The following is a 16,742-nucleotide window of genomic DNA, read 5'->3' as shown; positions in this document are numbered from 1 at the left end:
AGCAGCCTGCGCGTACGCCGGCTAGGTCGCTGAGAAACTGCGCATCGGTCAACATCACTATTTCAGGCTCGAACACGTGAATCTGTATCCAACGACAGTGACATTTGACGATGTGTCTCAGGTCGCGTTTAGCGCATCACGGTTCGGCGTGTTCACGGCGTTCAACTTTGTTGCCGGTGGCCGACACGAATACGCCGTCCAAATGCGTGGAAAGGTACGCGTAGCGAAGGGAATGACAGTGACAGCCCTGCTTACCGAGGCCTGCAACTGGCAGACCGTGACGGGATGGGTAGACCACGCTACAGGCAGAATAGTCGGCGTGCCGCCGATATGGGTATCGAGGTGTGCGGGCTTGTTGTTCTGCGCCCTATTCGTGTCGATCGCGTTGCTCGGCACGACATTTCGGGGTGCAGGCCCGTTCGCGATTGGAATGGACATCGCTTTCGGACTTCCGGCGTTAATTGCAATCATCCGTTGGCGCAGCGACGGGCAAGTCTGGCATCGATTGGACGCGCTCCGATCAGGATTGAAACTTCCATCGACAATCGGCGAATGACACTGCTTGTCCGATGGCTAAAGGCACGCACCAGCTCCGCATCGCGAGTGGCGGTTCTCAAAGCGAAACGGGACTCTCGCGGAATAACCTCGAACGGCGGCATTTGGCCGATTGCAGCCTCATGCGACCGCCGCGCCCCTTCTCGACCCGTTACGGTCTATCGGTCTCTTCTCCCACACATCCCGTGTATCGAGAGAAACGGCTGTTCGCGAGTTCGACTTTTGATGCCTGAGCGTCCAGAATGTCGCGGACCGGTACGCGCACGTTGGATCGATGTCTCACTAGCATTCTTAACGGAAATCCCATGAAAGCGACTTGGCCGATGCTATTGCTTTTCGCCGTGCAGATAGGCGCAGCATTGCAAGCATCTGCGCAAGCGGTGTCGGTTCCTTTCGTCGGATGCGCTTCGGATGGCCAGCTTGGACACAGGCCGGCACCTCGTGCGTCGAAGACGCCTCAACTCCCAGCGGCGGTCGCATCGCGCCTCGCGTGGTACTCGCTCGGCGACGTGGGTGTCTTAGGTCCGCGCGGGTGGACGTGTTTCGGTTACTACGGCTCAGCCGGTACAACACTGGTCGTGATAGCGGACACGTCCCGCAAGCAAGCGCTCCATAGCGACGAAGGCATCCGGGGCGATGCAATACAGTGGAGCACCTCATACGGGCAGACGTCGGGGCGTTTTGAAGCCGCTAAAATCGCAGCGCGTCTTTTTCCCGAAAGGAAAGCTTTCGTGGACACCATTATTGATGAAGGCGTTCTTCCCCGAGAGGCGTTCGACAATACCCCCTTCCCCCACGACCGCATTCGACGCTTCGGTTCCGATCAGGTTTCATTCGAAACCGCTCCGCACGAAAACGGACTCGGGACAATGAGCAGACTCGCGAGCTCGGACGATCCCATCGACGGTATGGCATCGATGAATGACGATAATGACGTCACGTTGCTCGTCGTCCGGGTCGACGCAGCCTTGCGTGATCTCGTTCCGGCAATTCTCGGCGTCGAATTGCCGAATTAATCGCGTCAATCCGGGCCGTCGTCGACTGGATACATGCACGGCAAGTCGCCGAGGACTCAAACGTCGTTCGTTCCAAGCTGCTCGTGGCCTAAACAAACCGAAATGCAATCGCGGGCAGTCCCTCGACATTCGTGAACGGACGACGGCTCCTGGCCGAACTCGGCAGTACGACGGCGGAACGAGTTTGGCCCGGAACGGCCACTCGAATCGGATGTGCTAACGGCCTGCCAGCAGGCGCGGTAGGCGGTTCGCTGTTCTGGCGAATCGCAGGACGACACTACCGTTCGGTCGCTTTGAATTGACTGTCGAAGTATGGTCACGGACGCTTTGCACCCGTTGTTCAACGTCCGTTGAGTACGGCGGCTACGTACCTTACGATCCGATCGCTACAGTCCGCCCCTGGCCGATCGCAGCCCGGTGGAGTCGGTCAACGTCGACTCGAAACAGCCGCCCTTCAGCATTTCTGCAAAGGCGGCAAGCAGATCACCCGCAGACCTCGCGGATACGCGTATCGATCGAATCCGACGAGGCCAGTCCTCCCGGCGATCTACTCCGATAACCGAAAGATCTCAGGCGGGCCGTTGACTCGACTCGCGGCGACGAGAAAGACGACCGCGAAGATCAGGGTCGGCGACGATTGACCCGAGCCTCTGCACCGCGCGTAGAATCAAGCGCCGACATCCATCGGGAGAGCCCATCATGACGTCACCGAAAGGCGCCGCGCTTGACACGCCGAGCTTCGTCGATGCTCAGCAACGCCTCGTCGCGGGATTTGGCGCGCGCTTCCCCTACACATCGATCGAAGGAATCCCCATGCTCTGGCAGCGCTTCGGACCGCATATCGGACGGGTGCCGAATCAGGTCGGACACGCGACGTTCGGCCTGAGCTACAACGGCGATCAGACGGGCTTCGACTATCTTGCCGGCGTCGAGGTGTCGAGCACGGACGGTCTCGGCGATCCCTACCAAATCGTCACGATCCCCGCGAGCCGTTATGCCGTATTCCGGCACACCGGACACGTGTCGGGCATTCGACATACCTGCGAGCAGATCTGGCGTGATTGGCTTCCGAGTTCGGGCAAACAGTTCGCGCCCACCCCCATGTTCGAGCTCTACGGCGACGCGTTCGACCCGGCCACCGCCAGCGGCGTCGTCGAGATCTGGTGCCCGCTGGCCGCTTAGCGCGTGCGCGTACGAGTCATAAAGAATGTGCGGCGGCCTACTCGCCGAAGCGCGACATGGAATCTCAACGCGCGCATGCCGTGTCGTCGCAAAGAACCACGACCTACCGATGTTGAGTCGCGACTTTGATGCCGAGCCCGATAAAGATCGTGCCGATCATTTTTCCCTGCCAGCGGCGTAGCCAAGAAAGATGTTTGGCGAGACGTCCGAGCGGACGAATCGCCCACGCGATCAGCGTCGTATACAGCGAACTCAACGCGACAAAGATCAATCCCAATACAGCGAACTGCAGGAACACCGATCCTCGTTCGGGATGCACGAATTGAGGCATGAAGGCGAGGAAAAACAGTGCGGTCTTGGGATTGAGGACTTCGGCCGGTACCGCCTGCAAAAACGCTTTTCGCGGCGTCACGACGGGCATGTTCGGCAATGAAGCCTCGCCTTGCTTGGCAAGGATCGCGCGAATGCCAAGATAGATCAGATAAGCGGCACCGACGAACTTGACCGCGGTAAACGCGAGCGCGGAAGTCATCAGCACCGCCGACAACCCGACTGCCGCAAACACGGTATGCACGAAGTCTCCCGTCGCGATACCGAGGCCCGTCATGATCCCCGCCCTGCGACCGCCCTGAACCGTCCGGCTCAGCACGAGCAGCACCGCGGGGCCCGGAATCAGAAACAATCCCAGCACCACGGCGATAAACGTGGTCAGCGTCGAGAAATCGAACATGGCAACTCCTGTTGTGCATGGCGATTGTCGACGATTTCCCTCGCGATCACCGTCAACGCATACCAGGGTTTCCCCCAACCCTGCATGCGCACGCCCGCATCGACCCGTTGCGCCGCAGCACGACAAACCAACCTTTCGTTGGGGGGCCCCCACCTCGCTCGCTGGTCAAATGCTCCGACGCGTCAATCGCACGCGAACCGGAGACAAAGTCATGAACGAACTACAGGGCCGAAGAGCCCTTGTGACGGGCGCAGCGCAAGGCCTGGGCCTCGCCATCGCGTCGTTGTTCGTCGAGCGCGGTGCGCAAGTCATGCTCTGCGACATCGATGAAGCACGCGTCACGAAAGCCGCGGCCGATCTCGGCCCGCAAGCGCGCGCCGTGCGCTGCGACGTGACGTCTTCCGCCGACGTCGCGGCCGCGGTCGAAGCCACGCGGCAAGCATTCGGCGGCATGGACACACTCGTCAACAACGCAGGCATCGAGATCGTCAAACCGCTGCTCGACCACACCGAAGAAGAATTCCATCGACTCATGTCGATCAACGTACTCGGCGTGTTCCTCGGCATGAAACACTCGATCGGCGCACTCGCGGAATCGGGCCGCGGCGCGATCGTCAACATCTCGTCGCTCGCGGGCGTCAACGGCGTGCCGTTGTTCGGTTTCTACGCGGCGTCGAAAGCGGCCGTGCTCCAGCTCACACGCACCGCCGCGGCCGAACTCAAACAAGTCGGCGTGCGCGTCAATGCCGTCTGCCCGGGCTTCGTGAACACCGCCATGGTCGATCGCCTGATCCCGACCGTCGAAGCGGCCGTCGGCGTGCCGTTCAGCGCGCTGGTCGCGGTCAAACAAGGCCGCCTCGGCACCACGCACGAAGTCGCCGAAATGACCGCCTTCCTCGCATCCGACGCCGCGAGCTGGACGACGGGCTCCCACTACATCCTGGACGGCGGCCTGTCCGCCGGATTGCTATGAGCGAAAAGCAACTGCAGGACAAAGTCGCGATCGTCACGGGCGCCGCACGCGGCATCGGCGAAGCCATCGCACGCGCCTTCGCCGCCGAGGGCGCGAAGGTCGTCGTCGCGGACATCGACGCCGACGCCGCACAGCAGGTCGCCGACTCGCTCGAAGGCGCGATCGCGGTCCGCTGCGACGTGCGCCGCTCGGACGACGTCGAGGCGCTCGTCAACGCCGCCGTGAAGCGGCACGGCCGCCTCGACATCATGGTGCCCAACGCAGGCGTCGCACGCGTGGCGCCATTGGCCGCGACAAGTTACGACGACTGGCGCGAAGTCACCTCGGTCAACCTCGACGGCGTCTTTCTGTGCATTCGCCACGCAGCGCCCGCGATCATCGCCGCAGGCGGCGGAAGCATCATCAACATGGCCTCGGTCACGGCCAAAGCCGCATGCCCCCTCATCGGCAGCTACGCGGCCGCCAAGGCCGGCGTGGTCTCGCTCACGCAAACCGCGGCCGTCGAATTGCGCGCGCACAACGTACGCGTCAACGCGATCCTGCCGGCCTTCATCGATACCGAACTCGTGACGTCGCATAAGGCCGAGTTCGAGGCCCAGCTCAATCTGCCCGACTTCGGCGCCGTCATCGCCCAACGTCAGGGACGCTACGGCAAGACCGACGAAGTGGCCCAGCTCGCGGTATTCCTCGCATCGAACCGATCGAGCTTCTCGAACGGCAGCGGCTTCGTGATCGACGGCGGCGTCAGTTCGTCGCTGCTCTGAGCCCCCCCTTTTCACGCATTCAAGACAAGCACTCAAGAGACAAACTCCATGAGCAAGAAACCTGTGGTGGTCTACGGCGCGTCGGGTTACACGGGGCGCCTGATCTGCGAATACCTGCGCGAGTACAACATCCCGTTCATCGCGGCCGGCCGCAGCGTCGACAAACTCGACGCCGCGATGAAGTCCAATGTCCCGGGCATCGAGACCGCGAACTACGAGATCGTCGAGGTCGCGCACACCGTCCCCGCGCTCACCGAGCTGCTGCGCGGCGCATCGGTCGTGCTCAATACCGTCGGGCCGTTCGCGAAGTACGGCACGGAAATCGTCGAGGCATGTCTCGCGGCCAAGTGCCATTACACCGACACGACGGGCGAGCAAGACTGGCTCGTCACGCTCGACGAGCAATACGGCGAACGCTTCGCGGCCGCGGGTCTGCTGCTCTCGCCCGGCATCGCGCACATGTACACGACGGGCGAAATCGCCGCGCAGCTGTGCCTCGAAACGCCGGGGCTCGATACGCTCGATATCGCCGTGTTCTGGGGCGGCAGTCCGACGATCGCCTCGACGCTGACGATCCTCATCAACGCCGCGACCTCGAAGGCCTATTACCTCGAACAGAACCAGTACGTCGAGTGGCAGGCCGACGCGGGCCTTTACCGTCTGAACATTCCGGGCCAGCACGAGGCCGCGCTCGCGCTGCCGTGGGGCGGGACCTCGCACCCCGTCTGGTTCAAGCGCGATCCGCGCGTGGCGAACGTCAAGGTGCTCGGCGGCGTGTTCAACAAGGCTCTGATGGAAGGCGTCCCGCAGATCGTGGCGGCCGCGCTCAAGGCCACCGAGGGCATGTCGCCCGAACAGCGCGACGCCGCCTTGACCGAGACCGCATCGGGCATCATGGGCACGATGCCGCCGCGCGAAAACCCCCGGATCAACAAGTCGGTCGACTCGGTCTACGCATCGGGCCCGCTCGGCCGCGTGCACTGCGTCATTTTCGGCAACAGCAACTACAAGCAGACGGGTCTGCTGCAGGCCTATGCAGCCGCGTCGCTCTTGCAGCAAGCCCCGCGACGCGTGGGATTCGCATCGGCATGCCAGGCGTTCGGACACCGCGAGCTGCTCGGCACGCTGCGCAGTTTCGGGCTCGTGCAGGAGCCGATCATCACGCGTCTGGGCTAGGTCATGCGACTCGTCGACTATCTCGACAAGGGCGCGCAGCTCGGCGCGAACGCGCCCTGTCTTGTGATGGGCGACGCCACGCTCAGCTATGCCGACGTGCAACGCATCAGTTGGCGCGTCGCGAAAGCCTTGGCGCGCGCGGGAATCGGTCCGGGAGAAAAAGTCGCGGTGCTGTCGAGCAACGACCCGCACGCTTTCGCAACGGTGTTCGGCATCTCGCGCGCAGGCTGCGTCTGGTGCCCGATCAACCCGCGCAACGAAGCGAGCGAGAACGCGTTCGTCCTCGACGCGTTCGACTGCGCGTGCCTCGTATTCCACGGGCATTACGCACCGATGGTCGAGCAGATGCGCGCGCACCTGCCCAAGTTGCGCGCGCTCGTGTGCCTTGACGCACCGCAGCCGTTCGCCGTTTCGATGAACGCATGGCTCGACGGCCTCGACACGCAGCCTGTCGATATCGCGCCGCCCGACGATCTCGCGATGATCGCGGGCACGGGCGGCACCACGGGCCGCCCGAAGGGCGTCATGCTCACGGGACGCAATCTCGAGACGATGTCGGCGCTCACGCTCATGGGCTATCCGTTCGACGGCCGGCCGCGCTACCTTGCGCTCGCGCCGCTCACGCATGCGGCGGGCGTGCTCTGCCTGCCCGTCATGGCGCTCGGCGGGTGCATCGTGATCATGCCCAAGCCCGATCTCGGCGAGTTCCTCTCGCTCATCGAGCGTCATGCGATCTCGCATACGTTCCTGCCGCCGACCCTGATCTACATGCTGCTCCAGCATGAGAAGCTCGCGAGCACGCGCCTCGATTCGCTCCAATGCTTCTGGTACGGCGCGGCGCCGATCGCCGCTGCACGGCTCGAAGAAGCGCTCGACAAGATCGGCCCCGTCATGGCCCAACTCTTCGGCCAGACCGAAGCGCCGATGATGGTCTCGATGATGTCGCCGCGCGAGCACTTCAACGAAGACGGCACGGTCGCGCGCGGGCGATTGTCGTCGGCGGGACGGCCCGGCCCGCTCGTTCAAGTGGCCGCGATGAACGCCGACGGCCAACTGCTCGCTTCAGGCGAGCGCGGCGAGATCGTCGTACGCTCGTCGCTTGTGATGGCCGGCTACTACAAGGACCCGGCGGCCACCGCGGAGGCATCGCGTTTCGGCTGGCATCACACGGGCGATATCGGCTACCTCGACGATGAGGGTTACCTCTATATCGTCGACCGCGCGAAGGACATGATCATTACGGGTGGCTTCAACGTCTACTCGGTCGAGGTCGAAGCCGCGCTCATGCAGCACCCCGACGTCCAGGACAGCGCCGTCATCGGCCTGCCCGACGACAAATGGGGCGAACGCGTCGTCGCCGTGCTGCAACTGCGTCCTGGCTGTACGCTCGACGCGAACGAGGTCATGGCCTTCGTGAAATCGCGCATCGGCAGCGTCAAAGCCCCGAAACAAGTCGAATTCTGGGCGGATTTGCCTCGCTCGAAGGTCGGCAAGGTCATGAAGAAGGAGGTCCGCGCCATGCTGCTCGACAAGACAAAGGATTCGACATGAGCGCCCGCGTATTCGTCGCGGGCGTCGGCATGATCCCGTTCGTCAAACCCGGGGCCAATGCGCCCTATCCCGAGATGGGCGCGCAGGCCGCGAGGCTCGCGCTCGTCGACGCGGGACTCGCGTACACGTCGATCCAGCAGGCGTATGTCGGCTACGTCTACGGCGATTCGACGAGCGGTCAACGCGCGCTCTACACGCTCGGCATGACGGGCATCCCCGTTGTCAACGTCAACAACAACTGCTCGACAGGCTCGACCGCGCTGTTCCTCGCGCGTCAGGCCGTCTTGGGCGGTTCCGTCGACTGCGCGCTCGCGCTGGGTTTCGAACAGATGAACCCCGGCGCGCTCGGCACGGTGTTCAACGATCGGCCGAGTCCGTTCGAACACTTCGATCACGAAGCCGCGGAACGCGTCGGCATGGCCGAGCTGCCGCTCGCGCTGCGTTACTTCGGCGGCGCGGGCCTCTCGCATATGCAGAAATACGGCACGCCGCTCGAATCATTCGCCGCCGTGCGTGCGAAAGCGAGCCGTCATGCGGTGCGCAATCCGCTCGCGTTGCTGCGCCGCGAGCTCAGCATCGACGACGTCATGACCGCGCCGATGCTATGGCCCGGCGTCTTGACACGACTCATGGCGTGTCCGCCGACGTGCGGCGCGGCGGCCGCGATCGTCGTCAGCGAGGACTTTGCCAAGCGGCACGGGCTGCGCACCGATGTCTCGATCGTGGCCCAGGCGATGACGACCGATACGCCCGATACGTTCGAAAGCCGCGACATGATGTCGCTCGTCGGCTATGGCCTGAGCCAGCGCGCCGCGCAACGCGTCTATGACGAAGCCGGCGTCGGCCCGCGCGATCTCGACGTCGTCGAATTGCACGACTGCTTCGCGCAGAACGAGTTGATCAGTTACGAGGCACTGGGCCTCTGCGACGAAGGCGAGGCCGCCGCGTTCATCGCCGACGGCGACAACACGTACGGCGGCCGCGTCGTGACCAACCCGTCGGGGGGGCTTCTCTCGAAGGGCCATCCGCTCGGCGCGACGGGCATCGCGCAGTGCTATGAACTCACGCACCAGTTACGCGGCACGGCCGAAGCGCGTCAGGTCGACGGCGCACGGCTCGCGCTGCAACACAATCTTGGACTCGGCGGCGCCTGTGTCGTGACGCTCTACGAGGCCGTCTGAATCGTGGTTGAATGACATCCGACCCGCCGGCGAAATGAGATCAACCCGGGCTCAACACGGATTCGAAGCAGGCGCGATGTGCGCTCGACACGCATCGCGCCGGACATGCAGCTGAATCGCGGCATACCCATCACAACACAGCAGGAGACATCGATGGCGAGATCCGGTCGTGCCTCGGGCGCGGTCAAGGCGTCGGCCGCCGTACTCGTCGAATCGCGCCTCGCCGCGCCGCAGCTCGCGACGGCGCTGCTCGCGCGCCCCGGTTTGTCGGCCTTGTTGCACTCGGGCCTCGGCAAGCGTTTGCTGAGCATCACGGCGCCCGCGGGCTACGGCAAGACGACCGCGCTCGCGCAGTTCGCCGCGCAGGCCGAAACGCTTGGCGTCACGGTCGCATGGCTCAGCCTTGAGGAGGAAGACAACGACCCGCTGCTGTTTTTCCGATATCTCGCCTCCGCGCTGCGTCATGCCGATGCGCGGCTCGGCCGCAGCGTGCTCGCGCAAACGGCCGGCGGAAGCGTCGTATCGACCGAAGCGGTCGCGGCGTCGATGCTCGGCGACTTGAGCGCCGTCGAAGGTCGTCTCCTGCTCGTGCTCGACGATTTTCATCTCGTGCACGACGAGGGCTTGCACCGGCAAGTCGAATGGCTGATCGCCCATCTGCCGCCGACGATCGGCGTCGCGATCGCGAGCCGCACGCGTCTGCCGTTGTCGCTGAGTCCGTGGCGCGTGCGCAATCAATTGCTCGAACTCGATGCGACGCACTTCGGTCTCGCGCTCGACGAAGCGGCCGATTTCGTCGGCATTGTCAGCGGCGCGCCGCTCAATCGCGCGCAGATCCAAGCGTTGCACGACCGCACCGAAGGCTGGATCGCCGGACTGCAACTCGCCTCGCTTGCCTTGCGCGAAAGCGGCGACCGCAGCGCATTCGTACGCGACTTCTCGGGCACGGATCGCGATATCACCGACTATCTCGGCGAGCACGTGCTCGATAGCCTGCCGCCCGATGTACGCGACTTTCTGCTCGATACCGCGGGCCTCGAACGTTTCTCGGCCGAACTCTGCGACGAAGTGCGCTCGCGCGGCGACAGCCACGCGATGCTCGCCGAAGTCCAGGCGCGCAATCTGTTTCTGTCGGGCCTCGATCGCACGCGTACGTGGTTCCGGTATCACCACTTGTTCGCCGACTATCTGCGCGGCCGCACGCGCGAACGCCCGGCCGACGCAAGCCGCGCGATCAGTCTGCGCGCGAGCGCATGGTTTCAACGCCACGGCCTGTTGCGCGAGGCGATCCGGTACGCGTTCGACGGCCTCGATCTCGAACGCGCGGCCGATCTCGTGGCCGACTTCTCGGCCGAACTCGTTCAACATCGCGGCGAACATGCGACGTTGCTCGGGTGGCTCGCGCGCCTGCCCCAACATCTCGTCTACGCGCGGCCCACGATCCGCGTCGGCCATGCATGGTCGCTCGCGATGACGCGCCGTTACGCCGAAGCCGAACAGGAACTTCGCGCGCTCGAACATGCATGCCACGAAAACGGCGACGACACGTTGCGCTGCATGGTCGAGATGATCCGGTGCGTCTACTGGGCCCACGTCGGCGAACCGCTGCAAGCCAAAGCCGGCAGCGAGATCTGGCTCAAATCGTGGCCGCGCGCCGATGCGTTCTGCACGGGCGTCGTGGCCAACGTGCTCGCGAGCGCGTGCTGCGCGACCGATGCGTTCGAGCAAGGCGACAAAGCCCTGGCGATCGCGCGGCGTTCGTTCAGCGAGACGCGGGCCGACTACGGTCTCGCCTGGGCGGCCGCGCTGGCCGCGATGCTCGCGATGCGCCACGGCGACTACGACGACGCATCGAAGCAGGCGCGCGCGGGGCTCGTCGTCGTCGAGCGCAGCCTCGGCGTCGCATCGTACGCGGGCTCGATGCTCGCCTTGCTCGCGGCCGAGATCTGCTACGAGCAAGGCAATCTGCCCGGCGCGAAAACCTTCCTCGAAATCGGCCTGCCCTTCGTCGACGACCACGGCCTCATCGAAATGACGACGGCGGGCTATCTGACGCGCGCACGTCTGCTGCATCTCGCGGGCGACGTCGCGCTCGCAGACAGTTGCCTGCTCGAAGGCGAATCGCTCGGGCATCGGCTCCGCTTGCCGCGCCTTGCGCTGATCCTCTCGGCCGAGCGTTGCGCGCTCCGTTTGCGAAACGGGTCGATCGAAGACGCACAGAAGCTTGCCCGATCGTACGGTCTCATCGGATACGATCCCGGCGCGCCGAATCAGGCCCTCTCGAACAGCGAGGACTGCGTCCGCTTGATCCAGTTGCGCTTGCGCATGTCGGCGACCCAGACGAATACGGCGAACGTGGCGGGCGCGTTCAACGACGCGTTGCGGCAAGCGATGCGCGACAACCATCGCGCTCAGGTCGCGCGCCTGCTCGTGCTCAAGGCCGTGCATCACTACCGCACGCAGGAAGGCGCGCAAGCGCTGCGGATGCTCGACGAAGCGCTCGATCACGCCGCGCGCTGCGGGCTCGTGCGCAGCGTCGTCGACAGCGACCCCATCGTGCTCGAAATGATCGAGGCGATCCGCTCGAACCGCGCGGATCGTCAAGTCGAAAGCCGCGGGCTTGCGCCCGACGCGTACTTGCAAACGTTGCTGACCGCGGGCGGACGGACGCTGACGCCGAACGCGACCTCGGCGACCCCGAGCGCAGGCGTCGATACGGCGACGACCGAACCCCTGACCGAACGCGAACTCAAGGTGCTGCGCTTGCTCAAGACCGGCCTCGGCAACCGCGAACTCGCGCGGAGCCTGTTCGTGTCCGAGGCGACCGTGAAATGGCATCTGCACAATATTTTCGCGAAGCTCGGCGTCAAGAACCGGACAAGCGCGCTCGCGCGCGCCGAGCAGAATTCGCTGCTATAAGTTTTTTGACACGGGTGCCGACGGAAATTGTGCGCGCTAAGCTCGCGGATCGATCCCGACTCCAGAGCGCATCCGATGCCCATTCCGAATCAGAAAGTCCGCTGGCCCCTCGACGCGCAACGCACCGCGCTGATCGTCGTCGACATGCAGCGCGTGTTCTGCGAACCCGACGGCGCGCTGTATGTGCCGTCAACCGCCGACATCGTCGCGCCGATCGACACGCTCACGCAGGCCTTCCGCGCGGCACGGATGCCCGTGATCTACCTGCGCCATGTCGTGCGAGGCGACGGCAGCGACACGGGGCGCATGCGCGATCTCTATCCGAACGTCGACGAGATCCTGGCGCGCGACGCGCCGGGCATCGAGATCATCGACGCGCTCGCGCCGAAGCACGGCGACATCGTCGTCGACAAGCTGTTTTACAGCGGATTTCACAACACCGATCTCGACACGATCCTGCGCGCGCGCGACATCGACACGATCGTCGTCTGCGGCACGGTCACGAACGTCTGCTGCGAGACGACCGTGCGCGACGCCGTACACCGCGAATACAAGGTTGTCGTGCTCGCCGACGCGAACGCCGCGATGCCCTATCCCGACATGGGCTTCGGCGAGGTATCGGCGCACGACGTGCAACGCCTCGCGCTCACGGCGATGGCGTATGAATTTGCCGAGGTGTCCGACAGTGCCGATGTGCTCGAGCGTTTGCGTGCCGCGGGTTGAGCGTCGGCGTACGGCGCATGCGACATGCACCGCGTATCCGCGCGAACGCAACGACGACCCCGCTCGGCGCACATCACCGGATCGGCAAGCTCCCGCGCACCCTAAGCCTTGCGGGACGTGCCCCCGCCGTTTCGGCTACGCCGATCCTGCTTGGCGCGATACATCACCTCATCGGCCAGCTCAAGCGCCTGATCGATCGAAACGGAGCGGATCGCAACGATGCCGGCGCTGACCCCGCGAAACGCAACCGGCACGTCGAGCAGAGAATACGTGCCGGCCGATGCCTCCTCCAAGCGCACGGTCAGCTCCGCCGCGGCTTTGCTTCCCGCCGCCTCATCGAAAGGCCCCGGTCCGATAATGGCGAACTCATCGCCCCCCATGCGCGCGAGCATATCCGTGCCGCGCAACACGCCGGCGAGTCGCGCCGCGCACTGCTTCAACAATTCATCCCCGGCAAGATGGCCATGCTGATCGTTGACGGCCTTGAATCCGTCAAAGTCGAGCATGCCGACGAGAATGTAGGAGCTGTCGCGCGCCGCCCTTGCGAGCAATCGCCCCAGCTCGTCACGCAGCGCGCGGCGATTGGGCAACTCGGTCAATGAGTCGGTCAGCGCGGCCTTCGTGAGCCGGTCATTCGCACGCGCCAGTTCGGCGAGCAATTGCTCGCGCTCGATGAATTGCGCGATCAGTTCCGAGAATAAGTTGAGCGTGCTCAGCGCACGCGATCCGAGCTTCTGGCTATTTTTCCCGGCCGCACAGAGTGTGCCGATGATTTCGCCGTTGCTGCCGCGCACCGGCGCGCTCGCGTAGGTCTCGATACCCAACGCGGCGGCGGCTTGAGAGTCGCCCCATACTTCACTGACGTTCGACACGACGCGACGGCCTTGTTCCAGGCAGCGCTTACACAAGGTGTCGCCCCATGGGACGACCAGACCTTCGGGTATCGTGAGTTCGCCCGTGTTCCGGGCGATGCGGATCGACTGAACCGCGTTGGCCTCGTCGATCGAGGTCAGATACGTCGACTCCAGTCCCGTGGCTGTTTCGAGTAACTCCAATAACGGGCGCGTCAACGCTTCCAAGTTGTTCGCCGACGTGACCGTCGCCGAAAGCTTGTCAAACATATCCTCCATCTGACTTTTCCTCGCAAAGTTTTCCTTTGACTGGCCCAATACTGCCAGAAAAGTCGAGGCTGTACGGTGTTCCCCCCGCCCGCGACGACGGCGCGGACATTTAAACGGACGTTTAGATACGCAAGCGCGGAAAAACGAAAATTAAGCGGCGGCTTCCAAACGTCAAGGCGCGTCGCTCCGCGCTGATCGTCAATGGCACGATCTCTCGATCGAGTCGGCCGCCCCTTACACCTATTTGATGACAGATGTCTTCGAGCGATCGAATGTGACGGCCACGCCGAAGATGATCATGGCGCCGTAAATCGCCTGCTGAAAGTACTGATCGACGCCGATCACGTTCATGCCGTTGTCGAGCATGCTCAGGAACAGCGTGCCGAACAGCACGTTGAAGACGCCGCCCATGCCGCCCGTCAACGCCGTGCCACCGACGACCACCGCGGCCACCGAGTTCAGCACGTACGACGTGCCGACCACCGGATCGCCGCCGAAACGCACGCAAGAGATGACGATCCCGACCAGCGCCGCGCAGACACCCGACACCACGAACGCGACATTACGCGTGGCGACGATATGCGTGCCCGACATCCACGCCATTTTGATGTTGCTGCCGACGAAATAGATATTGCGGCCCGTGCGCGTGAAGCGCAGAAACGCGAACAACAGCGCGAACACGATAAAGCCCAGGATGACGACGTTATTCACGCCCCACACCGTACCATTGACGACGTCGAGATAGCCGTAGTCGCTCGGCGCGGCGCTCACGGGGCGCGGCGACAGCAGATAGGCGAGGCTCGTCACGATGCCGCCCGTACCGAGTGTCGCGATGAACGAAGGAATCTTCACGCGCGTCAGCATCAAGCCGTTGATATAGCCGAGCACGAGCCCGGTCACGAGGCACACGGGATATGCGCCATAGCCGATACGCGGCACGAGCATCGTGAACATGACCGAGACGAGCGAGATCGTACCGCCGACCGACAGATCGATCCCGCCGATCAGGATCGGAAACATCTGCCCAAGCGCCGCGATCAACAGAATCGCGCCGAAGCTCACGATCGTGCCGAGGTTGTAGAGCGACAGGAAGTTGTCGTTGCCGAGCGTCATCGCGACGCCGACGATCACGATCAGCGCGATCGTCAGATAGAGCGGCTTGACGCTCGCGATCCGGCGCGCGAAACGCAAGCGCGCGCCCCAGTGCATCGTGCTGCCGATCGATTTGTGTTCCACTTTGCAGCCTCTTTTGAATGCGGGTTTCAGACGATCATCGTGATCAGGTCGTGCGGCGTGGGTTTCGCGCCGGGCGGCGCGTCGAGCTCGCCGACGAGCTTGCGCTCGCGCATGACGAGAATCCGATTCGCGAGCCCGATGTCTTCCTCGAGGGTGTCGCACATGATCAGCATGGCGATGCCCGCCTTCGCGAATTTACGGATCAGCCGATAGACCTCGTCCTTCGCCTTGATATCGATGCCGCGCGTCGGATGATCGAGGATCAGCAGCTTGACGTCCGAACTCAGCCATTTCGACAGGATGACCTTTTGCTGATTGCCGCCGCTGAGCCCGCGGCATGCGGCATCGATCGAAGGCGTCTTCACGAGGCACTCGGCGACCCATTGGCGCGCGTGCTCGCGCTCGCGCGCGCGATTGATGAGGCCGCCTTTCTTGAGCTTGTCGAGCACGAGGTAATTGATGTTGTCGGCGACGCTCATATTGAGCGCGAGGCCTTCTTCCCTGCGCTCGATCGGTACGTGCCCGATCCCGTGAAGCACGGCGGATCGCGACGATGCCTTGACCGGCGACGCGCCGTCGATCGTCACGCTGCCGGAATCGAATCGATCGAGCCCCGCGATGCAGCGGCACAGCGCCTCCTTGCCCGACCCCACGAGCCCGACGAGGCTGACGATCTCACCTTCGCGGACCGCGAAACTCAGCGCGTCGAACGCCCCTGCCTTGCTCAGATTGTCGACGCGAAACGTCACCGGACCGTCAGGCGTGCGTTGATCGCTCTCGCGAAACCGGTCGCCCGAATAGTCGTTGCCGACAAGCAGCTTCTCCACCTCGGCAATCGCCAGACCCTCGGTGCGGGTCTCGGTGACGTTGACACCGTCCTTGAGCACGACGACGCGATCGCAATTCTCGAGGACCTCCTGCAGCCGATGCGAGATCAAGATGATCGAGGCCCGATGCTTGAGACGGTTCAAGATCTCGAACAAGGTGCCGCGTTCGGCATCGTTGAGCACGGTCGTCGGCTCGTCGAGAATCACGATCGGATTCGACGCGCCGTACTTCTCCGATAGCCAGAGCACACGCGCGATCTCCACCATCTGCTTGGCCGCCGCGGAAATCGACGAGACCGGTGCATCGACGTCGACGTCAAGATTCATCTGTTCGAGGCGCCGGCGCGCCTCGGCCGCCATCGCGCGGCGCGACAACGCGCCGAACCGCAGGAACGGATCCTCGTGACGCAGAAACAGATTTTCCATCACGCTGAGATTCGGAATCAGCGATCCTTCCTGAAACACGACGCCGATTCCCTTCTTGATCGCATCGGCGGTGCCGCGGATCGTCACGCGCTTGCCGTGCAGCGAGAGCGTGCCTTCGTCGGGCTGATAGATGCCCGTCATGATCTTCGTCAGCACGGATTTGCCGGCGCCGTTCTCGCCGAGCAAGCCGAGAATCTCGTTCTTGCGCACGTCGAGCGCGACCTCGTTCAGCGCCGTCACACCCGGAAAGCGACGCGTGATGCCGCGCAGCGCGAGCACGATATCCGGATCGTGCGGCGACGGACTCGCATGCGGATCGTCAAGCGCGTGACCGTTCACGCGTTCCATCGTCGTTACCATGC

14 protein-coding genes are annotated in these 16,742 nt (G+C 63.8%); 10 read left to right on the top strand and 4 right to left on the bottom strand.

What is annotated here, in order from left to right; translation table 11 throughout:
* Nucleotides 1-76: 76 nt before the first annotated feature.
* From D7S86_RS22935 to D7S86_RS22930, 3 genes are all read left to right on the top strand, one after another.
* Nucleotides 77-556, top strand: a complete 480-nt coding sequence (locus D7S86_RS22935) for a DUF4175 domain-containing protein (protein WP_147432435.1) — start codon at nucleotides 77-79, stop codon at nucleotides 554-556.
* A 304-nt stretch (nucleotides 557-860) separates the two neighbouring features.
* Nucleotides 861-1,571, top strand: a complete 711-nt coding sequence (locus D7S86_RS29270) for a hypothetical protein (RefSeq protein WP_147432434.1) — start codon at nucleotides 861-863, stop codon at nucleotides 1,569-1,571.
* 699 nt (nucleotides 1,572-2,270) lie between these two features.
* Nucleotides 2,271-2,753, top strand: a complete 483-nt coding sequence (locus D7S86_RS22930; protein ID WP_121089711.1) for a GyrI-like domain-containing protein — start codon at nucleotides 2,271-2,273, stop codon at nucleotides 2,751-2,753.
* 103 nt (nucleotides 2,754-2,856) lie between these two features.
* Here D7S86_RS22930 and D7S86_RS22925 read toward each other — a convergent pair whose 3' ends face one another.
* On the bottom strand, nucleotides 2,857-3,483 hold the full coding sequence (locus tag D7S86_RS22925) for a LysE family translocator (RefSeq protein WP_121089709.1): 627 nt from the start codon (nucleotides 3,481-3,483) through the stop codon (nucleotides 2,857-2,859).
* Nucleotides 3,484-3,694: 211 nt separating this feature from the next.
* Here D7S86_RS22925 and D7S86_RS22920 point away from each other — a divergent pair, with 211 nt between their 5' ends.
* The 7 genes from D7S86_RS22920 to D7S86_RS22890 all read left to right on the top strand — a co-directional run bounded on the left by D7S86_RS22920 (nucleotide 3,695) and on the right by D7S86_RS22890 (nucleotide 12,770).
* Complete coding sequence (locus D7S86_RS22920; RefSeq protein ID WP_121089707.1) at nucleotides 3,695-4,456, top strand: SDR family NAD(P)-dependent oxidoreductase; 762 nt, start codon at nucleotides 3,695-3,697, stop codon at nucleotides 4,454-4,456.
* Complete coding sequence (locus tag D7S86_RS22915; protein ID WP_121089705.1) at nucleotides 4,453-5,220, top strand: SDR family NAD(P)-dependent oxidoreductase; 768 nt, start codon at nucleotides 4,453-4,455, stop codon at nucleotides 5,218-5,220. Before D7S86_RS22920 ends, D7S86_RS22915 begins: the two co-directional genes overlap by 4 nt.
* Nucleotides 5,221-5,268: 48 nt before the next feature.
* Nucleotides 5,269-6,396 carry a DUF5938 domain-containing protein gene (locus tag D7S86_RS22910; RefSeq protein WP_121089703.1) on the top strand — a complete coding sequence of 376 codons (1,128 nt, stop codon included), beginning with the start codon at nucleotides 5,269-5,271 and terminating at the stop codon, nucleotides 6,394-6,396.
* 3 nt (nucleotides 6,397-6,399) lie between these two features.
* Nucleotides 6,400-7,947 (top strand): acyl-CoA synthetase, encoded by a 1,548-nt coding sequence (locus D7S86_RS22905; RefSeq protein ID WP_121089701.1) that lies wholly within the window; start codon nucleotides 6,400-6,402, stop codon nucleotides 7,945-7,947.
* Complete coding sequence (locus D7S86_RS22900; RefSeq protein ID WP_121089699.1) at nucleotides 7,944-9,128, top strand: lipid-transfer protein; 1,185 nt, start codon at nucleotides 7,944-7,946, stop codon at nucleotides 9,126-9,128. Before D7S86_RS22905 ends, D7S86_RS22900 begins: the two co-directional genes overlap by 4 nt.
* Before the next feature lie 153 nt (nucleotides 9,129-9,281).
* A complete protein-coding gene (locus tag D7S86_RS22895; RefSeq protein ID WP_158602060.1) occupies nucleotides 9,282-12,047 on the top strand; it encodes a winged helix-turn-helix domain-containing protein in 2,766 nt (921 codons plus the stop codon).
* Between the two features lie 75 nt (nucleotides 12,048-12,122).
* Complete coding sequence (locus D7S86_RS22890; RefSeq protein WP_121089695.1) at nucleotides 12,123-12,770, top strand: isochorismatase family protein; 648 nt, start codon at nucleotides 12,123-12,125, stop codon at nucleotides 12,768-12,770.
* A 101-nt stretch (nucleotides 12,771-12,871) separates the two neighbouring features.
* On the opposite strand, the gene D7S86_RS22885 is transcribed toward D7S86_RS22890, so the two are convergent.
* The 3 genes from D7S86_RS22885 to D7S86_RS22875 all read right to left on the bottom strand — a co-directional run bounded on the left by D7S86_RS22885 (nucleotide 12,872) and on the right by D7S86_RS22875 (nucleotide 16,740).
* Nucleotides 12,872-13,900 carry a GGDEF domain-containing protein gene (locus D7S86_RS22885; RefSeq protein WP_121089693.1) on the bottom strand — a complete coding sequence of 343 codons (1,029 nt, stop codon included), beginning with the start codon at nucleotides 13,898-13,900 and terminating at the stop codon, nucleotides 12,872-12,874.
* Between the two features lie 231 nt (nucleotides 13,901-14,131).
* Nucleotides 14,132-15,127 (bottom strand): ABC transporter permease, encoded by a 996-nt coding sequence (locus D7S86_RS22880; RefSeq protein ID WP_121089691.1) that lies wholly within the window; start codon nucleotides 15,125-15,127, stop codon nucleotides 14,132-14,134.
* Between the two features lie 26 nt (nucleotides 15,128-15,153).
* Nucleotides 15,154-16,740 carry a sugar ABC transporter ATP-binding protein gene (locus D7S86_RS22875; protein WP_121089689.1) on the bottom strand — a complete coding sequence of 529 codons (1,587 nt, stop codon included), beginning with the start codon at nucleotides 16,738-16,740 and terminating at the stop codon, nucleotides 15,154-15,156.
* Nucleotides 16,741-16,742: the final 2 nt, after the last annotated feature.

This window comes from Pararobbsia silviterrae (assembly GCF_003628125.1).
GTDB classification, from domain to species: domain Bacteria; phylum Pseudomonadota; class Gammaproteobacteria; order Burkholderiales; family Burkholderiaceae; genus Pararobbsia; species Pararobbsia silviterrae.
Note: the sequence above shows the minus strand (reverse complement) of the source record. Positions and strands in the feature narration are given on the sequence as shown.